The organism is Aeromonas sp. S5(2024) (genome assembly GCF_041403025.1).
In the GTDB taxonomy this organism is placed as follows: domain Bacteria; phylum Pseudomonadota; class Gammaproteobacteria; order Enterobacterales; family Aeromonadaceae; genus Aeromonas; species Aeromonas hydrophila.
Map to the genome: position 1 here is coordinate 164,038 of NZ_JBGLRI010000003.1, position 24,942 is coordinate 188,979.

Here is a 24,942-nt window from a genome sequence, read left to right on the forward strand (position 1 = left end):
GCGCCTCCCCTCAGGAGGGATTCTCCAGCCGAAACTCGATGCGATCACTGTTGCCCGCCTCGTCCACCACCACTAGCTGGTAGCGACCCGCCTCACTCAGCACCTGATCCCCGTCCCAGCGCAGCCGCTGGCCGTTGAGAAACCAGGCCGGCTTGCCGACCCCGCCCAGCACCTTGGGCTGCAACCGATAGCACTGACTGCGGATAAGGTTGCCCTCCCCCGGCGCCACGATGCGAATGGGGGCCTGCAGCTCGGCGCTCTGCCCCTCCCCTGCACAACCGCTGGCAAGCAGCGCCTGCCGCCGCTCGCTGAGGGACCGCCAAGGCTCCAGCGACAATGGCCAGAGCGCCCGAAAGCCGGATTGCGCCGCATCCTGGCAGCGGGTCAGAGTCGGCTTGCCCCCAGCGGTCAGTGCGACTTGGCGCAACGGCGAGGGCCAGTCCATGGGATCCGGCAAGGTGGGGGGATCACGCCCTTCCAGCAACCAGGCAATCTGGCGCTGCAAACAGGCCTCAGGCAGGGTCGTGCTCACCTTGCGCCCCAGCGGCCAGCACACTTCGGCCTCGCTCACCGTGTTGGGCTGCACCGGCAGGGGGCTGTTGTCAGCGAGCCGCGAGTAGACAGAGAGCAGCAGCGGCACCGCCGCGCTCTGACCGTAGAAACCGGGCATGGGGGTGCCGTCGGGGCGCCCCAGCCAGACGCCGATGGTCCAGCGACCGGAGACCCCCATCGCCCAGCTGTCGCGATAGCCGTAGCTGGTGCCGGTCTTCCAGGCCAGCCGGTTGACCCGGCCGGTCGCCTCGCTGGCAAAGGGCTGATCGGCGCGCCCCTGCGCGCTCAATATTTGCCAGATGATCCAGGCCGCCCCCGGGCTCAGCAAGGGGCGTGACACCGCCTGCTGCCCCGCCAGCCAGACCGGCATCGCCACCTGTCCCTCGCGGGTCAGCGCACTGTAGAGCGCAACCAGCTGCTCAAGCCGAATGCCCGCCGCCCCCAGTGCTATGGCCGGATTGGGCTTGTCGGAGAGTGCCAGCCGCACCCCGGCGTTGTCGAGGCGGCTGACCAGCTTGTCGGCCCCAAGCGCCTCCAGCACCTGTACCGCTGGCACATTGAGGGATTGCTGCAGCGCCTGAGTCAGGGTCACCGGCCCCTGAAAGGCGCCGGAAAAGTTGGCGGGGCGATAGTCAGACCCGAGCCTTGGCGCATCGGAGAGCAGGGAGGCCGAGTGCACCAACCCCTCGTCCATGGCCAGACCGTAGATGAAGGGCTTCAGCGTAGAGCCGGGGGAGCGGATCGCCTGCACCATGTCGAGGTAACCGTGGCGGCGCAAATTGCCATACTCGGCGCTGCCCACATAGGCGCGCACCGCCATGGTCTTGTTGTCTACCAGCAGCAGAGCGGCGGAGGTCTGCTCGGGGAAGCGCCGGATATAGCTGGCCACCCGCCCCTCCAGCCAGCGCTGCAGATCGCCGTCGATGGTGGTGTGCACCAGCGCTCCCGCCTGATGGTCGGCGGCGAGACGGGCAAACAGCGGCGCCTCCATCGGCGTGAAGTGACCGCGGGCCAGCACCGGCTCGATACGCCCCTCCTGCCAAACCTGCTCTGGCCAGACGCCCTGCGCCACCAGCCGCTGCATCACCTTGTCACGGGCGGTGCGGGCCCGCTCGGGATGCCGGTCCGGCCGGTTGCGGCTGGGAGCCTGCGGCAGCACCGCCAAGAGCGCTGCCTCGGCATAAGTCAGCTTGGCTGCACTCTTGCCGAGATAGGCAAAACTTGCGGCCTGCACCCCCTCCAGATTGCCGCCAAAGGGAGCCCGGTTGAGGTAGACGGTGAGCAGGGTGCGCTTGTCATAGTGCCACTCCAGTTGCAGCGCCCGCGCCATCTGGCGCAGCTTGCCGGGCACGCTCCTGTGGTAGGGCTCGATAAGACGCGCCACCTGCATGGTGAGGGTCGAGCCCCCCGACACAGCCCGCCCATAGCGCAGCCACTGCCAGACCCCGCGCACCATGGCCACCGGATTGACTCCGGGATGACGCCAGAAGTAGCGATCCTCATAGCCGAGCAGCGCCTCGATATAGCGTGGGGAGACCTGCTCCAGGGTCACGGGGTAGCGCCACACACCGCTGGTATCGGCAAAGGCGCGCAGCGGTCGCCCCTTCATGTCGAGCACCACCCGTGCATAGGCAGGGTCGAGTGGCGGCGGCGGGAAAAGTCGATCCAGCGCCAGCAATGACAGGAACAGTGCTACAACGCCCAGCACCGAGACACGCAGCCAGCGTGGCAGACGGCCAAGCCAGCGCCAGCTAGCGCGGCCACTGCGACCCAGGCTCAGCCAGCCACGCTGCCAGAAAGTGAGCGGACGAACCCGCTCCAGGGAGGGTTTGTTACTCAGAGATAAGCACCTCGTGGATATCCTCACCCACAGCCCGGATCTCGGGTCGGTACATATCCTCCACCTGGGTCGGCGGCACCTGATAGCGACCCGGCGTCACCGCCCGCATCAGGTAAACCAGCTGCTGGTTGCTCCCCTCGCTCAGATCCAGCGCTGCCGTGTAGCGGTCATCGCGAAACTCCTGATGCTTGAGATAGTCGTTCCACTCGCTCTGCCACGCCGGTTTCCCCTCGATGGAGAGCTCTTCGAGCTTGATGCTGTTGCCAAGAGCCGGGTTCTCCAGCTCGAAGCCAGCGGGCACCATCTCCACCAGCAGGGCATCGGGCACCGCCGATTCACTGCTGACATTGAGCCGCACCACCACCAGATCGCCCACCTTCACCTTGGTCGGGTCAAAACGCTGACCGTCGCTATTGAACCAGCTGCGGGTCACACTCATCCCCTTGCTGATCCGTGCCGGTGCCTGTTCGGGGTAGCCGACCAGAGTGCGCTGCACATAGAGGGATCCCCTGCCCTCGTTGGTGACGGCGCTGGCGGCCAATGCCTCGGGGGCACCCAACTGCAACGGGGCCGAACCGCTCAGGGACTCGCTACCAAGAGAGGAAGTTACCTTGGCCTGCCAGTCGACGGCCGGATCGAAGCGGGCGAGTCGCAACAGGGCGAGCCGCTCCTGAGTGCTGAGCCACTGACGGTGGGCCAGAGTGTCGGCCACCTTGGCGCTGAGGGCTGGCCAGCGCTCCGCAGCCAGCTTGTGCTGGCGCAGCAGTGAGAGTTCAAGGGCCTGATCACGCAGCGACGAGCCGTAATCCCCGAGATAGTCGTCACCACGCTCGGTCGCCAATGCCCGGCTGAGGGCCTTGGCGGCGTTCTGCTCATCCCCCATGGCCGAGAGCGCAAGCGAAAGGTGCAAGAGCGGCAAACCGGAGCGAGCGTGATCGGCCTGCTGCTCCCAGACAAGACGCAGGGTAGCGAGCGGCGCCTTGCCCACCCGGGCCAGCACATAGGCGCTGTAAGCCTGATAGGCCAGCCGGCTGTGCTCGGGGGCACTGCTCCAGCGCTCACCATACTGGCTGTCGGTGAGATAGCTCTGCAACCGGTTCAGCGCCTGATTGAGCATCGCCTCCGGCACGGCGTCGCCTGCCTCCTTGCGCGCCAGCAGGTAGTCGGCCGCATAGGCGGTGAGCCACTGCTCCTCATCGGAGCGACCATCCCAGAGGCCAAAGCCGCCGCTGGGCAGTTGCAACCGCTGCAGCCGTTGCAGCAGGGCGCGTTGCACATCTGCCTCGCTCGCCGCTTTCTTGCCCTCTGCGGGTTTGCGCCAGGCGGCCCGCTCATCGGCCGTGGTCAGCAAGTAGGGCCAGGCACGGGACAAGGTCTGCTCCAGACAGGCATAGGGGTAATCGGCCAGCGCCTGCCACTGGGCAGCCGGATCCCAGGGGGGAGTACCGGAGAGGCTGAGCAGCCCCTGCAAGTTGGCGCGGTCCAGCCCGACCAGCTCAGCTGGCGCAAAGCTCATCTGCTGGCCGGGGGCCAGCATCTGGTAGCGCTGGCGAGTCTCGGCAGGCCAGGGGGAGCGCAGCGGCAAATACCAGTCGCGGCTGATGGCAAAATCCTTGCCGCTGGCCGCCAACTGCAGGCTTGCCACGCCGCTTGCCCCGGTCACGGTGAGCGGCAGGGTCAGCCACTGCTCCTCGCCATTTTTAAGGGAAAGGGTGCCGGGCAGCTCGCCATTTGCCTTGAGTCCGCCATTGAGGGTCCAGGCAAGGGAGAGGGTCTGATCCTCGCCGCTCATGTTGCGCAGCTGCACCAGCGCCCGGGTCTCATCCCCTCTAGCGCCAAAGCGCGGCCAGCCAATTTCGGCCACCAAGGGTGCCACCACCTTGACGGCACGCTCGGCCTCACCGACTTGCTGTTCGTTCCAGGCCAGCGCCATCAGTGCCAGCTCGCCGTTGAAGTTGGGCAGATCGAGCGGGATCACCGCCTTGCCGCTCTCATCAAAACTCACCTCGCCACTCCACAGCGCGGCGATCTCGACCCGGCTCTCAAGCGCGCCGCCCTTTTTCAGCGGCGCCCGGTCCCCCCCGTAGTTGAGGCGGGCCAGCTTGCCATCTTGCGGCGGGATCACCTGGCCGTAGTTGTCGAACAAATCTTGAGCGAAGCGCTTGCGACCAAAGAAGATCTCGAACGGGTCGAGCGGCTGGTAGTCGCTGATATTGAGCACGCCCCGATCCACCGCCGCCAGCACCACGCGCCCCTGACTGTTGGGGGTGGAGGTGGCGGTCACTTCCAGCCGGGTAAGCGGCACCGCTTTATCCGGTGCGCTCAGGGTAAGCGGCAGACGGCGCGCTTCCCGATCCAGGGTGAGCGGCACCAGTCCGACCGAGCGCAGGCTCTGCCCCTGTTGCTTGCCGGACGGTTTGGACGCGCTGTCTGGCGCGGCGATCTGGGCCGAGATATGCAGATCATGACGCTGCCACTCGGGACTGACCGGGATCTCGAACTCGCCGCGGGCATCCTTGGCATCGCCACCTGCGCCCTTGAGCTCGATGCGCTGCCACCAGCGCAGGCCGTCGCCATCCTCCACCAGCAGCAACCCCTTGCCGGGGCGCGGCGCCACCAGCGTCACTTTGGCCTTGTCACCCGCCCGATAGGCGCGCTTGTCGAGGGTGATGGCAATCTTGTCGGGCCGTGCCTGCTCGCCACCACCGCCCCAGGCGTAACTGCCTATCTCCACCCGCAGGCTGGATTGATGGCCCTGACTGTTCTCCACCTCCAACCGGTACCAGCCCGCCGCCAGTTGTAGCGTGAGCGGGGTCGGCCCCTTGCCATCCAGCTGCAGGGTCTGCTCCTGCTCCAGATAGGGCTGGCTGTTGAACTCGTACTTCCACCCCTCGCCATCGGCGTAGTGCCAGTAGTAGTCGCGGTACTCGTTGATAAGACGCACTTTCACCGCCCCCGCCACCGGCTGGCCCTTGTCATCGAGGTTGAGGATCTGGAAGGGCAGCGGCTTGCCCCCTTCCACCCGATCCGCCACGAAATCGGCCTTGAGGGCCGGCCACTGGCTGCCCATGGGCCAGCCATACTGGGTGCGGCTGCGATTGACGGCGCGGCCACCGGGCTCGGCGAGCGACACCCGATAGGCCACCTCCAGCGGCCCGAGGGCGCGCACCCCATCAAGCTCATCAGCTAACGAAAAAGTCCCCTGCCCCTGCGCATCGAGGGTGAGATTGAGGGGCTCGAGATCTTTGGCCTGCTCGGCGAGCAGCACGTCACACAGAGTGAACTCCTGCCACTGGGTAAAGGGCATGGTGGCGCGGCTGATTTTCACCTCCGCCTTCGCCTTGGTGGCGCTCGCCGGCGCGCCGTAGAGATAGTCCCCTTGCAGTGGCAGCGTCAGGGCAGCGTCCAGACTCGTGACTTCCCCATCCGGCCCCTTGCCAAGCTGCAGTTTCAGCCGTTCCGGCAGAAACTCCTCCACCAGGAAAGGCCACTCGAAGCGGCTGCCGGCGGCGGTCTTGAGGTTGATGGTCCAGCGCCCCAGCGGCGCATCGTCCGGCAGACGCAGGCCGTAGTGGGCGGCGCCAAGGCTATCGGGTAGCAGCCGTTTCTGTTCGAGCAATTGACCGTCCGGCTGCTTCACCTCCAGCTCCACCGCCATGCCGGGCAACAGCTGGCCATCCTGCCCCTTGAGCAGGATCTCGCTGTCGAGCCGCTCACCGGGGCGATAGAGATCGCGCCCGCTGAACAGATAGAGCTGCTGTGCCTGCCAGGGCTGGGTGCCGAGATCGAAGGTGGAGAGATCGAGCGCCGCCCCATCGAGGCGCAGCACCGCCAGATGGTTGCCCTGTTCGGCCAGCAGCAGGCGGGCCCCCTGCACCTGATCGAAGCGGCGATGACCCTGGGGATCGGTGGTTTGCACCTGCAGCCGGTTGCCCTTCTCATCGAGCAGGGAGAGCTGCACATCCTTGAGGGGGTCGGCGCTGGCCAAGGAGCTCACGAACACCTCCAGCTGATCGCGGTAACGGCGGGCACTGAGCCCCATGTCGCTCACCGCGAAGTAGGTGGTCTCCTTGCGCCAGTCGTAGTTGCCAAGGGGCGACATCACCGCAAAGTAGACGCCAGCCTCGGCCAGCTGCGGCTCCTTCACATTGATGAGGCGGGTCTCGCGCCGGTTGGCATCAAGCTCCAGCCCATAGCGGCCGCTAAACACCCGCTTGGCCCGCTGGGTGATCTGTTCAAGCTCCCAGTTGCCCATGCCGGCACCGGGGCGATATTCGGCCAGAAAACGGGGTAGGTATTCCGCATCGACCCGGAAGAAGTCGATATTGACCTCGTCCACGTTGACCGCGCTGATGGGCAGGCGCAGCTCGTCGCGCAGCGGCAATACCATGCCGCTGGCGGTAAAGGAGGCTCCCGCCTCCAGCGGGCGGGTCTTGAGGGTCCAGCTCTGGGGGGATGGGCCCAGCCCCGCCTTGAGGCTCACTTCGTAGCTCTTGTCGGGCTGGACGTTAGGAAAATAGAGGGTGCGGCCATCGTCGGCGAGGATCCACTCCCCCTGCACCTGCTTGCCCCTTTCACTGACCCCGAGCCAGCTCTGCCAGTTTGCCTTGGGCACCAGGGGGCCGGAGAAGACCAGCGCCAGCGCCGGGGCATCCCGATATTGACGGGCATTGGCCTGCACAACTGAACTCGGCTCTCCTGCCTCCTGCTGGGCAGCGGGCTGCGTGGTCGGCGTATTGGCGACAGGCTTGTCGGGGCCGCAGCCGCTCAGCAGCAGCGCTGTGAGCCCCAACAACAGCAGGGCCGGCCAGTGGCGCCCGGGGGCAACAGTCTGTTGCGGTGAGGAACAAGAGAGGCGAGGGTGAGAGTCGACGCGGCGCATAAATGTCATCCCTGATTGGCTCGCTGCCAGTGCAGCGCAATAGCCAACAGGATAAGGGATCAGGCTCGCTTGACACAAAACTCATTGCAGTTAAAACGCAAGCTCCCCACCAGATGCAACAGCGCCGACCCTGGGGTCGGCGCTCTCTTGTGGCTGTGGCGAGTTACTCCATCACCGCCATCTGCCAGGTCTTGAAGCCGCCGGAGAGGTTCTTGACCTTGAAGCCGTGCTGGCTCAGCAGGCGACAGGCCACGTGACCGCGCAAACCCACCTGGCAGCTGATGAGCAGCTCTTTATCCCTGGGCAGCTCGTGAAGGCGACCGCGCAGCTCATCGAGGGGGATGTGCAAGGCGCCCGGGATGCGACCCAATTTGTCGAGTTCGGGACCATTGCGCACGTCCAGCACCTGCTGATAGGGGTGACGGGCCTCGACCTCGGCTGCGTGGCAGAGCAGGGTGTCCCCTTTCAAGTGATTGCTGGCCACGAAGCCGGCCATGTTGATCACGTCCTTGGCCGAGCCGAAGGGCGGCGCATAGGTGAGCTCCAGATCCTGCAGATCAAACACGGTGAGACCGGCGCGCTGGGCCACCGCCAGCACGTCGATGCGTTTGTCGACCCCGTCCTTGCCGATGGCCTGGGCGCCATAAATCTTGCCATCCGGGGCAAACAGCAGCTTGAGGCTGACCGGGTGGGCACCGGGGTAGTAACCGGCGTGGCTGCCCGGGTGGACATAAGCCTTCTCGAACGGCAGCCCCAGCTGCAGCAGCCGCTTCTCGCTCAGGCCGGTGCTGGCCACCGCCAGATCGAACAGCTTGCAGATGGCGGTGCCCTGGGTCTTCTTGTAGGTTTCGGCTCGGCCCAGCATGTTGTCGGCGGCGATGCGCCCCTGCCGGTTGGCGGGGCCCGCCAGCGGGATCAGCACAGACTCGCCGGTGACGAAGTCGATCTCCTCCACCGCATCCCCCACCGCATAGATGAAGGGATCCGAGGTTCGCATGCCGGCATCCACCTTGATGCCGCCGCGGGGCCCCAGCTCCAGCCCCGCCTTGGCGGCGAGCAGGGTCTCTGGCTTGACGCCGATGGCGAGGATCAACAGGCCCGTATCGAGCCGGGTGCCATCGCTCAGGGTCAGGCGTAATCCACCCCGTTGTTCAGTGGCCACGGCAGCGGTTTTTTCCGCCAGCACATCCAGGCTCTCGATGGCCGAGAGGCCGGTGCGCAGGCGCAGATCGATTCCCTCCTCCCGGATACGGGCATGGAGCATGTTGGCCATCTCTTTATCCACCGGCGCCATCACCTGATCGGAGAGCTCCAGCAGGGTGACCGCCAGCTGGCGCTGGTGCAACGCCTCCATCATCTCCAGTCCGATGAAACCGCCCCCCACCACGGTGACGTGGCGCGGCTGATCGTGCGCCAGCGCCACCAGAATGCGATCCATGTCGGGAATATTGCGCAAGGTGTGCACACCCGAGCTGTCGATACCGGGGAACGGAGGCCGGATGGGTGCCGCCCCTGGGCTCAGCAGCAGCACGTCATAGGCTTCACGGCGCTCTTCGCCGGTCAGCAGGTTGCGCACCAGCAGGCTCTTGCCCGCCTTGTCTATCTCGATGACGTCGTGAAAGACCCGCACATCCACGTTGAAGCGGCGTTTGAAGCTCTGGGGGGTCTGCAACAGCAGGGCATCCCGGCTCGGGATGTCGCCCCCGATGTGATAAGGCAGCCCACAGTTGGCGAAGCTGACGAACTCGCCCCGCTCGAACATCACAATTTCCGCTTCTTCGCTCAGACGGCGGGCTCTGGCCGCCGCAGAGGCACCACCGGCCACACCGCCTACAATCAGGATCCGTTTCATCAGCAAGACTCCAGTCAACGACAGATTGCCATTAAATTAGTATTTTCTAATTTAGAATTCAATGAAATTTTGTTTGTACCGATTTTGCAGTATTCTTGCCACCCGACAGTCGTTCAACAGGATGTTATCAGTTCATGTCGTCAACCGCGCTCAGTCACCTTTCTTCTGCCAGCCAGACACCGCTGTTCTTTCGTCTGGACGTGCGCAGCCAGCGGCTGGTCGCCCTGACCGATGTGATGCAAACCCCGCTCTACTGGCTCGATGAGCCCAGAGGCCCCTGGCCGGCCCAGTTGCCGGATGCGCTGCGCCTGCCCATCGAACAGGCGCTCACCAGCGGCCAGGGCGGCAAGCTGGTGCTGCGCTTTGCCGGCCAGCAGTGGCACGTCGCCCTCTCCCACGAGCAGGATGCCTTCTGGCTCATCTGCCTGCAGACCCTGCGCCAGGAGCCGGTGGCCGATCTGGCGCTGCATCTGCCGCGCCTAAGCCAGATGGCGAGCCAGCAGCAGTTTGCCGCCATGCTGGAGACCCTCAAGGAGAGCCTGGGGGCCGATCGCCTCATCCTCTGGCACTATCAGGCCAACGGTCCCCTCGGCAGCGAACAGCTGACCCCGGTCTTCACCCTGGGAGCCGACGAAGTGACCGCCATTCGCGGCGACAGCCGCTACATCCGCGCCCTGCGCACCCGCAAGTCCCTGAGCTTTTCGGAGGCGGCGCACCAGCCCATGCTGAGCCAGCACTACTATCTGGCCAATGCGGGGGTAAGCTCGCGCCTGGACGGCGCGTTGCTGGAGCAGGAAAAACTCATCGGCGTGCTGAGCCTCGAGTACCTCAACGCCACCCCGCTCAGCGAGGAGATGCTGCAGCTGGTGCGTCACAGCGCCCAGCTGCTCGGCCACTGGCAACCGCTCCCTGAACCTGTGCACAACCCAGTGCTGGCCCTGCCGGCCGAGCTCACCCTGCTGACCGGCATCGCCTATTGCCGCGCGCTGGTGCGCTGGGGCATGAGCGTCAGTGGCGCCCGCATCGGCTGGATCGGCGAGTACCAGCCGCGCGGCCAGGAGCTGTGGATGATCCCGCGCTGCGTGCTGGAGGGGGAGACCTTCTCGGTGCTCAAACCCATCCAGATGGACCCGGGTCCCGGCCAGGAGCTGTTCCAGCACGGCCAGGCGGTCTATGTGGAAGACCTGCCCCTGCGCTATCCCCAGGCCAGCCAGCTGCTGGCACTCAATGCCCCCGTCTATGTCGGCATTCCGCTGCACGGCCAGCACGGTGCCCCCATCGGCCAGCTCACCCTGCTGCTCGGCACGCCGCTGGCCGACCCCATGCCGCTGCTCGACGCTCTCAGCAGCCAGCACGAACGGGCCGCCGTCGAACTGCAGCGGCTGGCCGCCGACGAAGCCTTGCGGCTGGCCGAGGTGGCCTTCAACACCCACGACGGCCTGCTGGTGATGGATCACAAGGGGATCATCCTCAAGGTCAACAACTCCTTTACCCGCATCACCGGCTTTGCCGACGATGAGATGATCGGCCAGCATATCGTCCGGCTCAGGCCCACCTACTATGGCGATCACCTGAAGCAGGATGTGCGCCAGGCGGTGGCGGCCCAGGAGTTCTGGATGGGGGAAGAGCGCTGCCTGCACAAGGATGGCCACCTGTTCCCGGTGCGCTTGATGGTGAGCGGGGTGCAGGACGAGCACGGCGAGATCAGCCACTACGTCTGCAGCTTCTACGATATCAGCAAGGAGAAGGAGGCGGCACGCCACATCGAGCAGCTCGCCTATTACGACGATCTGTGCGGCCTCTACAACCGCCGCAGCCTCAACGACATCATGCAGCGTACTCTGCAGGAGGCCAGCGGCCAGTGGGGCGCCCTGCTGCTGGTGGATCTGGACAACTTCAAGTCAATCAACGACTCCCTCGGCCATGCCTGCGGCGATCTGCTGCTGCAGGCGGTGGTGGAGCGGCTCAAGGGGCTGCCGCAGGACAACCTGGTGCTGGCCCGCATCTCGGGGGACGAATTCGCCCTGCTGTTCACCGCCCTGGGCCAGGGCTATGTCACCGCCAAGATCCTCGCCGAGCACTTCGCCCGCGAGCTGATGGGGCTGTTTCGCATTCCGTTCGACATCGAGGATCACAAGCTGCACTGCAGCGCCTCGGTGGGGATCAGCCTCTTCTCCAGCGAGGACAAGGATCACCTGGTGCTGATGCAGCAGGCCGACACCGCCACCCACATGGCCAAGCGATCCGGCCAGGGCAACTATGTGTTCTTCAGCGAGGCGATGGCCGAAAAAGAGAAGAGCAAGCTGGCGCTCAACAACCAGCTGCGCGACGCCCTGCGCCACCACGAGCTGCAGCTGCACTATCAGCCGCAATACCGAGTCGACAACGGTGCGCTGTCCGGCATCGAGGCACTGCTGCGCTGGCAGCGCAGCGACGGCAGCATGGTGCCACCGGCGGAGTTCATTCCCATTGCCGAGGAGACCAGCCTCATCCAGGACATCGGCTACTGGGTGATGAAGACCGCCTGCGCCCAGTACAGCTTCTGGCTCAACCGCGGGCTGGCCATTCCCCACCTGTCGGTCAACGTCAGCGCCCGCCAGTTCCACACCGTCGGCTTCGTGCAGCAGGTGGAATACATACTGCGCGATACCGGGGTGCCCCCCTCCCGCCTGCTGCTGGAGGTGACCGAATCCGTGGTGCTGGAAAACCGGCTGGAGAGCATCGCCAGAATGCGCCAGCTCAAGGAGCTCGGCATTCTGCTCTCCATCGATGATTTCGGCACCGGCTACTCGTCGCTCGCCTACCTGCGCGACCTGCCGGCGGACGAGGTGAAGCTCGACAGAAGCTTCATTCAGACCCTGGTGCACAGCGAACAGGACAAGGCCATCGTCAAGGCGATCCTGGAACTGGCCAAGGTTTTTCGTTTTACCGTCACCGCCGAAGGGGTGGAGGATGAAGAGCAGCTCGCCATCCTCAAATCCCTCGGATGCCAGCATTATCAAGGCTTCCTGACCAGCCGGCCGCTCACCGCCAAAGCCCTCGAGAGCCTGCTGGGTGCCCCGGTACCGGGCTAAACATGTAGGATTTATAGGGCTTTATGTAATAAAATAACGGCCTGCTCGAATCATTGGAGTCGTCTATGTCTGTCATTAATCGGATCCCCGCTGTCGAAGTCAGCGCCACCGCCGCTGAAACCAGTGTGACCGCCGATGCATCCGGGGTCATTGGCCGGATCCATTCCGTTGAAACCTGCGGCACCGTCGATGGCCCCGGAATACGCTTCATCGTGTTCATGCAGGGCTGCCTGATGCGCTGCAAGTACTGCCACAACCGCGACACCTGGGACACCCAGGGCGGCCGCGAGGTGACAGTGCCGGAGTTGATGAGCGACATCACCAGCTATCGTCACTTCATGAATGCCTCGGGTGGCGGCGTCACTGCCTCCGGTGGCGAAGCCATGCTGCAGCAAAATTTCATCGCCGAACTGTTCGCCGCCTGCAAGGAGAAGGGCATCCACACCTGCCTCGACACCAACGGCTTCGTGCGCCACTACGACGAGCAGCTCGACAAGGTGCTCGACAATACCGATCTGGTGCTGCTCGACATCAAGCAAATCAACGACGACAAGCACATTCCGCTGACCCACGTCAGCAACAAGTACACCCTGGAATTTGCCCGCTATCTGGCCGCCAAGGGCAAGACCATGTGGATCCGCTACGTGGTGGTACCGACCTGGTCAGACGACGACGAGAGTGCCGAAGGGCTCGGCCAGTTCATCGCCGAACTGGGAGAGTGCGTCGAGAAGGTGGAGCTGCTGCCCTACCACGAGCTCGGCAAGCACAAGTGGGACGTGCTGGGCGACACCTATGATCTCAACGGGATCAAGCCGCCCAGCAAGGAGACCATGGACCGCGTCCAGGGCATCCTCGCCAAGTACCACAACAACGTCAAATACTGATAGCTCAGGGGCTGGCCGGGAAAACGCCGGCCCCTTTCACATCGGGCTTCGCCCATCTGCATGCCGTCACCGGACAAGGATCTGCCATGAGTGAAGGACAAGCCGCCGCCCTGCTGCTCTGGGTACTGCTGCTCATATTCAGCCTGCGCGGCACCTTGCTGCGCACCCTCTACCAGAATCCGCTCTATCAGCATCTCTGCCTCGGCGGTGCCATCGTGCTGGTGCCGCTCTGGACCCTACGGGCCGGCCTGCACGAGGGACTGGACGTGCACTTTCTCGGCCTCACCAGCCTCACCCTGCTGCTGGGCTGGCGTCTCGCCCTGCTCGCCCCCTGCCTCACCCTGCTGGTGCTCAGCTATTTTGGCGTCATCCCGCTGGCCGAGATCGGCTGGCAGGCCCTCATCGGCGTGGCCCTGCCGGTTGCCACCACCTGGCTGCTGTTTCTGGCCAGCTGGGCCTGGCTGCCGCGCCATTTGTTCGTCTACCTGTTCGTGGTGGCCTTTCTTGGCGGCGCCCTATCCATCTCGGTCAAGGTGGTGGCCAGCGCCCTCCTGATGGGCCTTAGCGACACCTATCCCTGGTACACCATCAGCGCCGACTACCTTTCCATCTGGCCGCTGCTGCTCTTCCCCGAAGCGCTGCTCAACGGCATGACCATGACCCTGCTCGCCATCTACCGCCCCCACTGGGTCAACACCTTCTTCGACCGGGAATACCTAGGCCGCTGAGCAACACGCAGCGACAAAAAAGCCCGCAAATGCGGGCTTTTTTTATGGCGTTTACACGGTGCGAGGGCGCAGGTGAGCGTGCCAGCGAGCTTCCCACTTCTTGAACAGCCAGACGATGACGAAGATCAGCAGCATGTAGAGCAGGCCGGCGGTCAGGAACGCTTCGAACGGGCTGTAGTAGCGGGAGTTGATGATCCGCGCGGCGCCGGTCAGATCGACGATGGTGATGATGCCCGCCACCGCCGAGCCCTGCAGCATGAAGATCACCTCGTTGCTGTAGGCCGGCAGTGCCCGACGAAACGAGTTAGGCAAAATGATCCGGGTCAGGGTCTGCCAGCGGGTCATGCCGAAGGCGTTGGCCGCTTCAATCTGCCCCTTGGGCATGTTGAGCACGGCGCCGCGCACGATCTCGGCGGTGTAGGCCCCGGTGTTCAAGGTAAACGCCAGCAGGGCGCAGAACCAGGCTTCGGCAAACAGATCCCAGGCAACACTGTTTTTCAGCCACTCCCACTGGGCGGCGCCGTAGTAGATGATGAACAGCTGCACCAGCAGCGGGGTGCCGCGAAAGAAGTAGATATAAGCCCAGATCGGTCCCTTGATCAGCCAGTTGCGGCTGTTGCGCAGGATGCCGAGCGGCACCGCCAGCATCAGCCCGAGGATCAGGGAAGCCGCCACCAGCAGTACCGTGGTGTAGAGGCCCTGCCAGTAGGTGGGCCATTCGGTGAGAATGATTGAGAAATCCATGGCTTACCTCGTCTTTATCGCATAGTGACGCTCGGCCCATTTCAGTGCCGAGGTGGAGACCGCAGTGAAGATCAGGAAGATCAGGGCCACCGCCATGTAGAAGGTGAAGGGCAGCTGGGTCGAGCCCGCCGCCAGGGACGCTTTGCGCACCATGTCATCGAGCCCGATGATGGAGACCAGCGCCGTGGTTTTCAGCAGTACCAGCCAGTTGTTGCCAAACCCCGGCAGGGCGTGACGCATCATCTGGGGAAACAGGATCCGCACAAACACCTGGGTTGCCCGCATGCCGAAGGCGCGGGCCGCTTCCAGCTCGCCCTTGTCCACCGCCAGGATGGCGCCGCGGAAGGTCTCGGTCATGTAGGCGCCGAAGATGAAGCCGATGGTGGCCACCCCGGCCGCAAACGGGCTGATGTCGATGTAATCGGGTAGCAGGGAGACCCACTCCTGGTTGGGATTGCTCGCCAGCAGGTAGTTGTTGTAGCTCTCATTGACCCAGGTACAGAGGTTGTTGATGAGCACCTGGCCGCCGAAGAACAGCAGCATCATCAGCACCAGATCGGGGATGCCGCGAATGACGGTGGTGTAGGCGGTGGCAAAACCGCGGGCCCATTTGTAGGGGGAGAGCTTGGCCAGCGCCCCCAGCATGCCGAGCACCAGCGCCAGCAGCAGGGAGGCCAGCGCCACTTCCAGGGTGACCCAGGCCCCCTCCAGCAGGGAGGTTTCGTATCCTTTCAAATCAAACATATGCGGCTCCATTGCAACTCATTGAGCGGAATCTTCCGTCCCAATATCCTTTCAAACCAAACACATGCAGCTCCATTGCAACTAAGCGGGCCCATCGCTCCCTTGCGAGAGACAACGGGCCCGATGACTACAGACTAGGGTCAACCTGTCGTGATGATTCGCCGCAATTGCGCCGGCGGCTACCGGGGTAGCGCGCCTTCGGGATTACTCGCCGTACACGTCGAAGTCGAAGTACTTGTCGTTGATCGCCTTGTACTTGCCGTTGGCACGCAGCGCCAGGATGGCGGCGTTGAATTTCTCCTTCAGATCCTTGTCGGCCTTGCGCACCGCGATGCCGGCCCCCTCGCCAAACCACTTGGGATCGGTCAGTTTCGGGCCGATGAACTCGAACGCATCGCCACCCTCTTTCTTGAGCAGGCCGTCGCTGATGGCGGCGGAATCGGCCATCACGTAGTCAACCCGGCCGGATTTCAGATCGAGATAGGCCTCATCTGCGGTGCCATAACGCTTGATGGTAGCGTTGGGGAAGTTGTCGGTGATGTAGGTGTCCATGGAGGTGGCGCGCTGTACGGCCACTGTCTTGCCACTCATGAACTCCTTGTCGAGCTTGATCTCGGTGCCCTTCTTGGCGGCGAAGCGAGCCGGAATGTGCTGGTACTTCTGGGTGAAGTCCACCTTCTTCTTGCGCTCTTCGGTGATGTCCATGGTGGCGATGATGGCGTCATATTTGCGCGACAGCAGCGCCGGAATGATGCCGTCCCAGTCCTGTTTGATCAGGGTGCACTTCACCTTCATCTCCTCGCACAGGGCGTTGGCGATGTCGATGTCGAAACCTTTCACCTCGCCGCTCGGCTCGGTCCAGGAGAAGGGGGGATAGGCACCTTCCACCCCGATCCGCACCTCTTTCCACTCCTTGGCCATCAGGCTGCCGGAAGACAGGGCAGTGACTATGGCGGTCGCCAGCATCAGCTTGTTCATGTATCTCTCCTTGATAAAGTCATCGACTGTTGCAATTGCAGATTATTGGGGATCAGCCCCGGCCATCAATAGATGGAGGAGATGAATTGCTTGAACCGTTCGGACTTGGGATGGGCGAAGATCTCCTTGGGATTGCCCTCCTCCTCCACACGGCCCTGATGCAAAAACATTACCTTGTTCGACACATCGCGGGCAAACGACATCTCATGGGTCACCACCAGCATGGTGCGCCCCTCTTCGGCCAGCTCGCGCATCAGGCCGAGCACTTCCCCCACCAGCTCGGGATCGAGCGCCGAGGTGGGTTCGTCAAACAGCATCACCTCGGGCTCCACCGCCAGCGCCCGGGCAATGGCCGCCCGCTGCTGCTGGCCGCCGGAGAGGTGGCCTGGGTAGTAGTCGCGCCGCTCCCACAGACCCACCCGGTTGAGCAGGTGTTCCGCCTTGGCCATCGCCTCGGCGCGGGGCACCTTGAGCACCTGGATCGGCACCTCGATGATGTTCTGCATGATGGTCATGTGGGACCAGAGATTGAAGCTTTGAAACACCATGGCCAAGCGGCTACGAATGCGCTCCACCTGGCGCACGTCCTCCGGCAACCGTTCACCGGCCCGGTTGGTTTTCATGCGAATAAGTTCGCCATGGAGGGAAACCGTGCCGGAAGAGGGTGTTTCCAGCAGATTGATACAGCGAAGAAAGGTCGACTTCCCCGAACCGGAGGAGCCGATAAGGGAGATGACATCCCCCTTGTGGGCGGTCATATCGATGCCCTTGAGCACTTCGTGGGTGCCGAAATACTTGTGCAGATCACGAACTTCCAGTGCGGCAACGTCGCTCATCCATTACAACCTTGTCTGTCCCTAGACGCCGCTGGGGCGTGACTCACACCATCGTTTATTTAACAAAAAGTTAACCGATGGCAACCTTCAGCGAAAATATCACTCGGATAGTTAAAAAACAATACAGAACCGAGGTCTTTGGTGTTTTGTCTGTATTTTTATTGGCCAAACAGGTATTTTTCAGCACTTTGTCTGCATAAAACGCTAATCCACCCTGCCTGACGACACCGCCTTTTTATACCCCCAGCGCAAGGCTGGCAAGAAGATTCCTACGTTTTGGCCGCAAGCCACCCAGATTGACTTTATTCAACCATGCAGTACACGCATCCTGTTGAAAAATGGGCCTGTCAGACCCCGTTCTGGCTGCACCAGAATGGGCCAGCGCCCCAACAGCGGGCCTCATTTCGCACCAAAAACATAACATATTGATAAAAAAGCTCCGGATGGAGCAGGCAAACACACAAATATGTGACACAGGCCCAATAAGTGATGATAAGGTGTCATTTTTGTCAGTTTTTGTGATCGAGGCCCCGATGTTGCTCAATGTGTTGCTGATCCTGCTGCCGCTGGTAATCGGCTATCTGGTACCCCTCTCCTCTGCCCGTTTGATCAAGCTGGTCAATCAATCGCTGGGCAAGATGGTCTATCTCATTTTGTTCCTGATGGGGCTGGGGCTCGCCTACGTGGAGAACCTGGGCAGCAATCTGGCGGTGATCTTCAAGGTGGCCGGGGTGATGCTCGCCGCCATTACCCTGTGCAACATGCTGGCCCTCTGGTGGCTGGACAGACGCTCACCTCCCACCCACGAGGCCAGCGACGGCCAGATGCCGAGCAAGCTGCACCTACTGTGGGAGTCGCTGCAGCTCTGTTTCGTGGTGCTGGGCGGCGTCTTGCTGGGGCTGCTGGTCGACCTGCGCGCCCTGCCCATCGACAAGTGGAGCGAGTGGGCGCTGATGCTGCTGCTGTTTCTCATCGGGGTACAGATGCGCAACTCCGGCATGCGGCTGCGCCAGATCCTGCTCAACCCCTGGGGCATGAAGATCGCCGTCACCGTCATCCTCAGCAGCTGGCTGGGCAGCCTGCTGGCCGCCCAACTGCTCGGCATGCCGCTGACCCACGGCCTGGCTCTGAGCTCCAGCTTCGGTTGGTATTCGCTCTCCGGCATCCTGGTGGCCGACAAGCTGGGGCCGGTACTGGGCTCCGCCGCCTTCATCAACGATCTGGGGCGCGAGCTCATCGCCATCCTGATCATTCCGATGCTGATGCGCCGCCACCCCTCCGCCGCCATCGGCTATGGCGGCGCCACGGCGCTGGACTTCACCCTGCCGGTCATCCAGAAATCCGGCGGCATCCAGGTGGTGCCGGTGGCCATCGTTTCCGGCTTTATCCTGAGCCTGCTCGGCCCCATCCTGATCCTGGGCTTCCTGGCCATCTGATTGCCCCTGAGCCACCCACCGCCAACAACGACAAGCCCGGCACTGCTGCCGGGCTTGCCGTTTAAAAGAGGGGAGCGAGCGTGACAGCCCCGCCTTCAACTAACGGCCTTCAGGTGCGCCAGCGGCCGCCGCTCATCACCCGCTCGATGGTAAGCGTATCGGGCTCGATCAGCAGCAGATCCGCATCCTGCCCCACTGCCAGCGTACCCTTGGTCGCCAGGCCCAGCGCCCTGGCCGGATTGGCCGTCACCACCGCCAGCGCCACCTCCAGCGCGACCCCCTTGCCGCAAGCCTCCACCAGCGCCTGCCACAGACTGCCGATCTGGCCGCAGCGCAGCTCGATGAGACGCCCCTCGCCATCGAAGCGCGGCAGGCTGGCGTTGGCGTCCGAGCTGAAGCTGATACGATCGGCGGGCACCCCGGCCGCCAGCAGCTCCACCAGGGCGTCGGCCGCCAGCCGCTCGCCATCGTCCAGCAAGTCCGGAAAGCTCGAGGTGGTGAGGTCGACCCAGCCGCCGGCCCGACCCCACTCGATGGCCTCGGCAAACAGCCAGGGATTGCGGTTGCAGTGAGTGGGATAGAGCTGGCGCAGCGGGATGTCGGTGCCATCGCGCAAAGCCCGCAGCGGCGCCAGCGCCCCGCGCCCGTCCCCCAGATGAAAGAAGCTGACCCCGCTCTTGCCGGCGAGCAGCCCGGCCACCCGTGCCTCGCTCACCAGACGGGCCAGCTCGTCGTGGGTCGGCGCACTGGATCTGTGATCACTGATGGCCACCTCTCCCACTCCCAGTACCTCGGGAATGAGCATGATGTCGGACTCCACCGTGCCGGTGAGGGTCTTGACCGGCAGATGGTAGGAGCCGGTATACATGAAGGCGCTCACCCCGGCGGCGCGAAACTCGCGCACCTTGCCGAGCACCTGAGCCGGGCTGCGGGTCAGGCTGTCGGTACCGAGCGCCGCCACCAGGGTAGTAACCCCTGCGCTCAGCGCCTCCCTTGCCGCCAGCTCCGGCGTGCGAAAACCAAAGCCCCCCTCGCCGCCACCGCCGGTGATGTGGGCCAGCGGATCCACCAGCCCGGGCACCAGATAGCGGCCGCGGCCGTCCACCCGCGTCAGCGGCCAGTCGGCGGGGACTGACAAGCCCCGGCCGAGCCAGGCGATGCGGCCATCGGCCACCAGCAGATCCTGGCGGCCCAGCGCAGTCGGGCCATAGAGTTCGGCGCCCTCGATCAGGGTCAACATGTGCATGCTCCTCGTGATGATGATGGGCGCCACAAAGCGCCAGCCATGCTGCACTCTACCCAGCCGGCGGTCATGGTGGGAAGCACTTCCGCACGGCCAAGCGCCCGTTCCCGTAGGCAATAGCCGCCGGATCCGCTAGGCTCAGCGACAATCCCACTGGCTGACGTCACCCTTCATGAACTATCTCGCTCACCTGCATCTGGCAGCCCATACCCACAGTTCCCTCACCGGCAACCTGCTGGGGGATTTCGTCAAGGGCGCCCTGCCGAGCGCGCTCGGCACCGAACTCGACGAGGGGATCTGGCTGCACCGCAAGATAGATGCCTTCACCGACAGTCACCCCGAACACAGGGCGGCGGTGGCCTGCTTCGAGGCCCCCTGGCGCCGCTTTGGCGGTATCCTGGTGGACATGCTCTACGACCACTGGCTCAGCCTGCACTGGCCGCAGTTTCATGACGAGGCCCTGCCCCGTTTCCTGCAGCAGAGTTACCGGCACCTACTGGTGGATGCAGACAGCCTGCCGGATGGGTTGCCGCTGCCTCTCAGACGGATGGCGGAGCAAAACTGGATCGCCGCCTATCAGCACAGAGAGGGGCTGGCTCAGGCCCTCAACGGCATCGGCCGCCGGCTGCGCCGTCCCCTGCCGCTCGGCGATGCGCTGCTCACCCTCAAGCAAGTGCAATGGCAAGGGTGCGAGGCGGGCTTTCTGCGCTTCTACCCCCAGCTGATGAGCCACAGCGTGCAGCAGCTGGCCCACTATCGCGAGACCGGCGGCCACGCCGGCTTGCGGCCATAAAAAAGGCCCCGTGAGGGGCCTTCTACCAACATTTAATCAGGCCCCTGGCGTGGCCGGCAGGAAGGTGAACGCCTTGGCCGGCACAAACTTGTCCGCCGTTTCCCCCGCATAGAGCTGACGCTCGGTCAGCGGGAGTTTCTTGACCGGGGCGCCCGCACTCAAGTCCAGCTGGTCCATGCTCACCCAGAAGGTGTTGGGCAGATGGGTCAGCTCGAAGAAGTAGCGGCGATGCTGTTGATCCGACACGCTGCGCCACAGGGTGGTGGAGATGTTGGGTTGATCCGGTGTACTGATCCCCATGGGCACCGAGACGTTGCGCATCACGCTCATCACACCGGCCACGGCCTCATTGGCCTGATCCGTCTTGGGCAGGGTCTTGATATAAAAAGAGGCCCGGGCGAAACGATCCGCCGACCGGTTGGTGCCCGGCAGCATGGTGAGCCCGCCTATCTCCTCCCAGTACTCGTTGAGTGCCAGCTGCTTGTCGAACACGGGGGAGTTGGTCATCACCTGATAGCTGCGGTCGTGGTGGATCTGCAACTTGCCATCCACGTACTGGAAAATGGCCGAGTCTCCGCTGGCATCCGAGATGGAGAGGTGCAGCTGGCCCGGCTTGCCATCCGGCGTCAGGGTGGTCACCACATAGAACTCGTCCTTCGACAGGGCGGTGACCGCCTCGCTGACGGTGGCAAAATTGTCCAGCACATACTGGGCCCAGAGGGAGATGGAGAGCGTCTTGCGCGGATCCTTGTCGCTCGGAGTCACATACTCGGACTCGGTCAGATAGAGCAGGTTGGCCACCAGCCCCTTTTCGTTCATGCCATCGGCGGTACCCGCGTCAAACCCCGCGGCAACCAGGGAGCCATAGCGCGCGTTCCACGTCATGGAGTGCGGACCGGCTGCCCCGCTCCGTTCGATGCCGCGCGGCAAGGCCCAGAGGTTGGTCGGCATGGCGGCGCGCCAGTCCATGGTGCGGCCGGTCACCACCAGACCGCCGTCGCCCTGATAAACGGCGCGGGTGCAGGCATCGGCCAGCGAGCTGACCGACAGGGCCATGGTCAAGGCCAACAGAGTTTTCTGGAACAGGGGGCGGGATTGGCGTTTCATAGGATGCATCACTCAAGGCTGGTGAAAAGGACAGGCTAACGGCTGCCGCTGTATGGGAGCTTAATGAGGATAATCAGCCGCCCGCCCCCCCTCCCACCTCGCGGCGGCCAAGATGTGATCAGGTCGACATAGTTGCTGCAAGATCAGCGAGATACACCTGGCATCTACGCTGCCAGCAAGCCCTTGGCCCACCCGCTGTTGCGTCGATTCTGGTCGTATCATGCCTGGGCTGCTCATCCATAAAAAAACCGGACTCCAGGTCCGGTTTGCACAGAGCAGGCGCGCTGACACTGGCCTCAGTGGTCTTGCGCCGAAGGTTCACCCTTCTTCTTGCGAATGCTCAGGCCCAGCTCGCGGCCGCGCAGGCGGGCGTAATAGATGGTGCCGATAAAGGCGAGCACGGTGAACACCAGCTCCACCACCGCCAGCCACCGCTCCCCCTCGTCCGTGGTGATCAGGGTCAGGGCATGCAGGAAGTAGGGCATCAGCACGAAGTTGCCCCAGGCGTGAGTGTAGGGGTTGCCCTGCACGATCCCCTTGAGCGGGAACAGCAGCGGCACCGTCCAGATCACCGGCAGCAACCAGGGGTTGAGATCCGGGTGGGGCGAGAGCCACAGATGCCACAGAATGACCCAGCCCAGCAGGCCGAAGAAGCCGACCAGGGTCAGCAGGCGGGCGAAGCTGGTACTCACTTGAGGATCTCCAGCACCTGCTCGGGCGGACGGCCGATGCGGGCCTGACCGTTCTTGATCACGATGGGCCGCTCGATGAGCTTGGGATACTGGTGCATGGCGCGAATGAGGTCATCGCCGCTCACCTCGCCAAGCCCCAGCTCCTTGTAGAGATCTTCCTTGGTGCGCATCAGCTGACGCGGATCACTGAACCCCAGCTGGCTCAGCAGGGTGCGGATCTCTTCCTCGCTCGGAGCCTGCTCCAGATAGAGCACCACATCCGGGGCGATCCCGTGCTGTTCCAGCAAGGCCAGGGTTTCACGGCTCTTGGAGCAGCGCGGATTGTGGTAGATTTGGGTCTCGCTCATGATAACTCCCTGATTAATCGCAAGATGGGACAAGAAACGGCGCTATTGTAGGGGAAACTGATGGTCAGGGTAAGCGCGAGAGTGCAGGAATTGAAACGAATTTGTTGGCTGATTGTGGCCGGCCTGCTGACAGCCTGCAGCCCGGCCCCCCAGTTCACCGACAGCCAGAACCAGCCGGTGGCCCTGGCCGACTTTGCCGGCAAGCCGCTGTTGGTCAACTACTTCGCCCCCTGGTGTGCCCCCTGCCTGCGGGAGATACCGCTGCTGGAGGCGCTGGCGCGGGAGGGGCAAACTGCCGTGGTGATGGTCAACTACGACCCGGCCACCCCGGCCGAGCTCGACCAACTGGCCGGGCTGTACCGCATCGAGGTGCCGCTGCTCATCGCCCGGCAGGAGGCGAGTCTTCCCTTCCCCCGCCCCGCCGGGCTGCCCACCAGCTATCTGCTCGATGGCGAGGGCAAGCTCCAGCAGACCCTGGTGGGCGAGCTCACCCCATCGCGGCTCGAAGCCCTCAGGGCATCAGTCAAGTCGCTTGACCACTGACGCCAACGCCGCTGGCGGCGGCGCCAGCTGGCTGGCTTTGCCACCATTCTCTTCGCCATCATAAAACAACAAGGGCGCACCTCGGTGCGCCCTTGTTGCGTGTGAGAACCGCTGGCCCGTCAACCCTTGAGGCTGTCGAGATCCTTCTTGGCCCGCTCCAGCTCGGTGATGCGCGCCTCCAGTCTGGCCAGGGTCAACTTGTCGTTGGTGGTACCACGCGCCACAATCAGCTCGTCGATGGCCGCCTGATAGTCACCGCGCAGGGAGAGCATCTCGGCCCGTGCCATGTGCAGATCGGTCATCCTGCCCGCCTTGCGATAGGCATCGGAGAGCAGGCTCCAGGCCAGGTTGTTCTCTTCGTGCTCGCGGGCATAGGGGTCGAGAATGGCGATGGACTTCTTGTAGTTGCCCCCTTCCAGATAGGCGTTGCCGAGGTTCACCACCACCACCTCGTTGTCCGGCATGCGGGTGCGGAACTTCTCGAGCCGGGCGATGGCCTGGGCGCTGCGCCCCTTGGCGAGATCGATATCGGTGAGGGCATCCACCACGAACAGATCTTCCGGGTGGCGAGTCGCCAGCTCCTGCATCAGGGCGTCGGCCTCGTCGGTGCGCTTGAGCTGCAGCAGCGCCAGCGCCTTGCCGTAGGTGGCCGCATCCTTGAGCGGGTAGTCCCCCTTCTGCAGGCGGTTGTCAAAATATGTGAGCAGGGCCTGCGGGCTCTCGGTGCCAAAACGCACCTGAATGCGCACCTTGGCCAGCCAGAAGTCGAGGCTCGGCGGCAGATCCCGGCGGCCATAGCTGCCCGCCCGGGCGCGCGCCTCGCTGATCCGGGTCTCCGGCAGCGGGTGAGTCAGCAGCATCTCAGGCGGCTTGCTGGCGTAGCGATATTCGGCCGCCAGCTTCTGGAAGAAGTTGGCCATGCCCATGGGATCGAAGCCGGCGTCGTAGAGAGTCTTCATGCCGATCCGGTCCGCTTCGTATTCGTTGTCGCGGGTGTAGTTGATGGCCGACTGCATGGAGAGACCGAGCGTGGTCTGCAGCGCGGCGATGCCCGCGGTGGGGTTGATCACCGCCAACGCGATGGAGCCCACCAGCCCGGCCAGGGTCATGGCGGAGCTGCTCGCCTGCGCCTCCATGTAGCGGGCGATGTGGCGCTGGGTCACGTGGGTGATTTCGTGCGCCAGTACCGAGGCGAGTTCGCTCTCGCTGTCGGCATAGAGGAACAGGCCGGTGTGCACCTTGACCCGCCCGCCGAGGAAGGCAGCCGCGTTGATGCTGGGGTCGTTGATGAGGAAGAAGGTGAACGGGAAACGCACGCCGTCGGCGTTGGAGAGCAGCCGCTGGCCCAGATCGTCGATGTACTGGCTCAAGACGGGATCATCGATGATCGGCAAGCCGGCCCGGGCAAAGCGCATGAAGGCGTTGCCATAGCGCACCTCCTGCTCGATGGGCAGGGCGGCCACCCCGGCGGTGCCGATGTCGGGAAGCTGGTTGTTGGCCTGGGCATGGAAAGTGGCACCCATCAGGGAAGCCAGCAGGGGGAGCGATGCCATCAGGGGGGAAAAGCGTGCCACGTTATCTCTATCTCCAATCAGACCCTACCGGGACACCGGCAGAATACCCTTGCCCATCAAGGGCTACAAGCGTTGTTTCGCGCTCTCATCACG

18 protein-coding genes are annotated in these 24,942 nt (G+C 63.8%); 6 read left to right on the forward strand and 12 right to left on the reverse strand.

Annotation, left to right across the window (positions count from 1 at the left end):
• Positions 1-10: 10 nt before the first annotated feature.
• The 3 genes from pbpC to ACB032_RS07375 all read right to left on the reverse strand — a co-directional run bounded on the left by pbpC (position 11) and on the right by ACB032_RS07375 (position 9,126).
• The gene (gene pbpC, locus ACB032_RS07365) at positions 11-2,419 is read right to left on the reverse strand and encodes a penicillin-binding protein 1C (protein WP_371137650.1); all 2,409 of its coding nucleotides are present in this window, start codon (positions 2,417-2,419) and stop codon (positions 11-13) included.
• On the reverse strand, positions 2,385-7,274 hold the full coding sequence (locus ACB032_RS07370; RefSeq protein WP_371137651.1) for an alpha-2-macroglobulin: 4,890 nt from the start codon (positions 7,272-7,274) through the stop codon (positions 2,385-2,387). Before ACB032_RS07370 ends, pbpC begins: the two co-directional genes overlap by 35 nt.
• 163 nt (positions 7,275-7,437) lie before the next feature.
• Positions 7,438-9,126, reverse strand: coding sequence for an FAD-dependent oxidoreductase (locus tag ACB032_RS07375; protein ID WP_371137652.1), 1,689 nt, complete (start codon positions 9,124-9,126; stop codon positions 7,438-7,440).
• A 134-nt stretch (positions 9,127-9,260) separates the two neighbouring features.
• On the opposite strand from ACB032_RS07375, the gene ACB032_RS07380 reads away from it, so the two are divergent.
• The 3 genes from ACB032_RS07380 (at position 9,261) to ACB032_RS07390 (ending at position 13,812) form a co-directional block, all read left to right on the forward strand.
• Entirely contained in the window at positions 9,261-12,200 is a 2,940-nt protein-coding gene (locus tag ACB032_RS07380) for an EAL domain-containing protein (RefSeq protein WP_371137653.1), read from the forward strand.
• 65 nt (positions 12,201-12,265) lie between these two features.
• On the forward strand, positions 12,266-13,084 hold the full coding sequence (pflA, locus tag ACB032_RS07385) for a pyruvate formate lyase 1-activating protein (RefSeq protein ID WP_011705579.1): 819 nt from the start codon (positions 12,266-12,268) through the stop codon (positions 13,082-13,084).
• Positions 13,085-13,170: 86 nt separating this feature from the next.
• Positions 13,171-13,812, forward strand: a complete 642-nt coding sequence (locus tag ACB032_RS07390) for an energy-coupling factor ABC transporter permease (RefSeq protein WP_045790156.1) — start codon at positions 13,171-13,173, stop codon at positions 13,810-13,812.
• A gap of 51 nt (positions 13,813-13,863) precedes the next feature.
• Here the strand turns inward: ACB032_RS07390 and ACB032_RS07395 are convergent, their stop codons facing one another.
• From ACB032_RS07395 to ACB032_RS07410, 4 genes are all read right to left on the reverse strand, one after another.
• Positions 13,864-14,556, reverse strand: coding sequence for an ABC transporter permease (locus ACB032_RS07395; RefSeq protein WP_371137654.1), 693 nt, complete (start codon positions 14,554-14,556; stop codon positions 13,864-13,866).
• A gap of 3 nt (positions 14,557-14,559) precedes the next feature.
• Positions 14,560-15,300 carry an ABC transporter permease gene (locus ACB032_RS07400; RefSeq protein ID WP_011705576.1) on the reverse strand — a complete coding sequence of 247 codons (741 nt, stop codon included), beginning with the start codon at positions 15,298-15,300 and terminating at the stop codon, positions 14,560-14,562.
• A gap of 204 nt (positions 15,301-15,504) precedes the next feature.
• Positions 15,505-16,278, reverse strand: coding sequence for an ABC transporter substrate-binding protein (locus tag ACB032_RS07405; protein ID WP_011705575.1), 774 nt, complete (start codon positions 16,276-16,278; stop codon positions 15,505-15,507).
• 65 nt (positions 16,279-16,343) lie between these two features.
• A complete protein-coding gene (locus ACB032_RS07410) occupies positions 16,344-17,114 on the reverse strand; it encodes an ABC transporter ATP-binding protein (RefSeq protein WP_011705574.1) in 771 nt (256 codons plus the stop codon).
• Between the two features lie 533 nt (positions 17,115-17,647).
• Here ACB032_RS07410 and ACB032_RS07415 point away from each other — a divergent pair.
• On the forward strand, positions 17,648-18,550 hold the full coding sequence (locus tag ACB032_RS07415) for a lysine exporter LysO family protein (protein ID WP_252376907.1): 903 nt from the start codon (positions 17,648-17,650) through the stop codon (positions 18,548-18,550).
• A gap of 109 nt (positions 18,551-18,659) precedes the next feature.
• On the opposite strand, the gene iadA is transcribed toward ACB032_RS07415, so the two are convergent.
• The gene (iadA, locus tag ACB032_RS07420; RefSeq protein WP_371137655.1) at positions 18,660-19,790 is read right to left on the reverse strand and encodes a beta-aspartyl-peptidase; all 1,131 of its coding nucleotides are present in this window, start codon (positions 19,788-19,790) and stop codon (positions 18,660-18,662) included.
• A gap of 175 nt (positions 19,791-19,965) precedes the next feature.
• Here iadA and ACB032_RS07425 point away from each other — a divergent pair, with 175 nt between their 5' ends.
• On the forward strand, positions 19,966-20,586 hold the full coding sequence (locus ACB032_RS07425) for an ACP phosphodiesterase (RefSeq protein WP_371137656.1): 621 nt from the start codon (positions 19,966-19,968) through the stop codon (positions 20,584-20,586).
• A gap of 36 nt (positions 20,587-20,622) precedes the next feature.
• Here the strand turns inward: ACB032_RS07425 and ACB032_RS07430 are convergent, their stop codons facing one another.
• The 3 genes from ACB032_RS07430 to arsC all read right to left on the reverse strand — a co-directional run bounded on the left by ACB032_RS07430 (position 20,623) and on the right by arsC (position 22,732).
• Positions 20,623-21,693, reverse strand: a complete 1,071-nt coding sequence (locus ACB032_RS07430; protein ID WP_286040941.1) for a linear amide C-N hydrolase — start codon at positions 21,691-21,693, stop codon at positions 20,623-20,625.
• A 296-nt stretch (positions 21,694-21,989) separates the two neighbouring features.
• Positions 21,990-22,385 (reverse strand): DUF2069 domain-containing protein, encoded by a 396-nt coding sequence (locus tag ACB032_RS07435; RefSeq protein ID WP_324014732.1) that lies wholly within the window; start codon positions 22,383-22,385, stop codon positions 21,990-21,992.
• Positions 22,382-22,732: an arsenate reductase (glutaredoxin) gene (gene arsC / locus ACB032_RS07440; protein WP_286040942.1), complete on the reverse strand. Its 351-nt coding sequence runs from the start codon at positions 22,730-22,732 to the stop codon at positions 22,382-22,384. The genes ACB032_RS07435 and arsC overlap by 4 nt, the downstream gene beginning before the upstream one ends.
• A 60-nt stretch (positions 22,733-22,792) precedes the next feature.
• On the opposite strand from arsC, the gene ACB032_RS07445 reads away from it, so the two are divergent.
• Positions 22,793-23,275, forward strand: coding sequence for a TlpA family protein disulfide reductase (locus ACB032_RS07445; RefSeq protein WP_371137657.1), 483 nt, complete (start codon positions 22,793-22,795; stop codon positions 23,273-23,275).
• Between the two features lie 119 nt (positions 23,276-23,394).
• Here ACB032_RS07445 and ACB032_RS07450 read toward each other — a convergent pair whose 3' ends face one another.
• The gene (locus ACB032_RS07450) at positions 23,395-24,849 is read right to left on the reverse strand and encodes a M48 family metalloprotease (protein ID WP_348981351.1); all 1,455 of its coding nucleotides are present in this window, start codon (positions 24,847-24,849) and stop codon (positions 23,395-23,397) included.
• Positions 24,850-24,942: the final 93 nt, after the last annotated feature.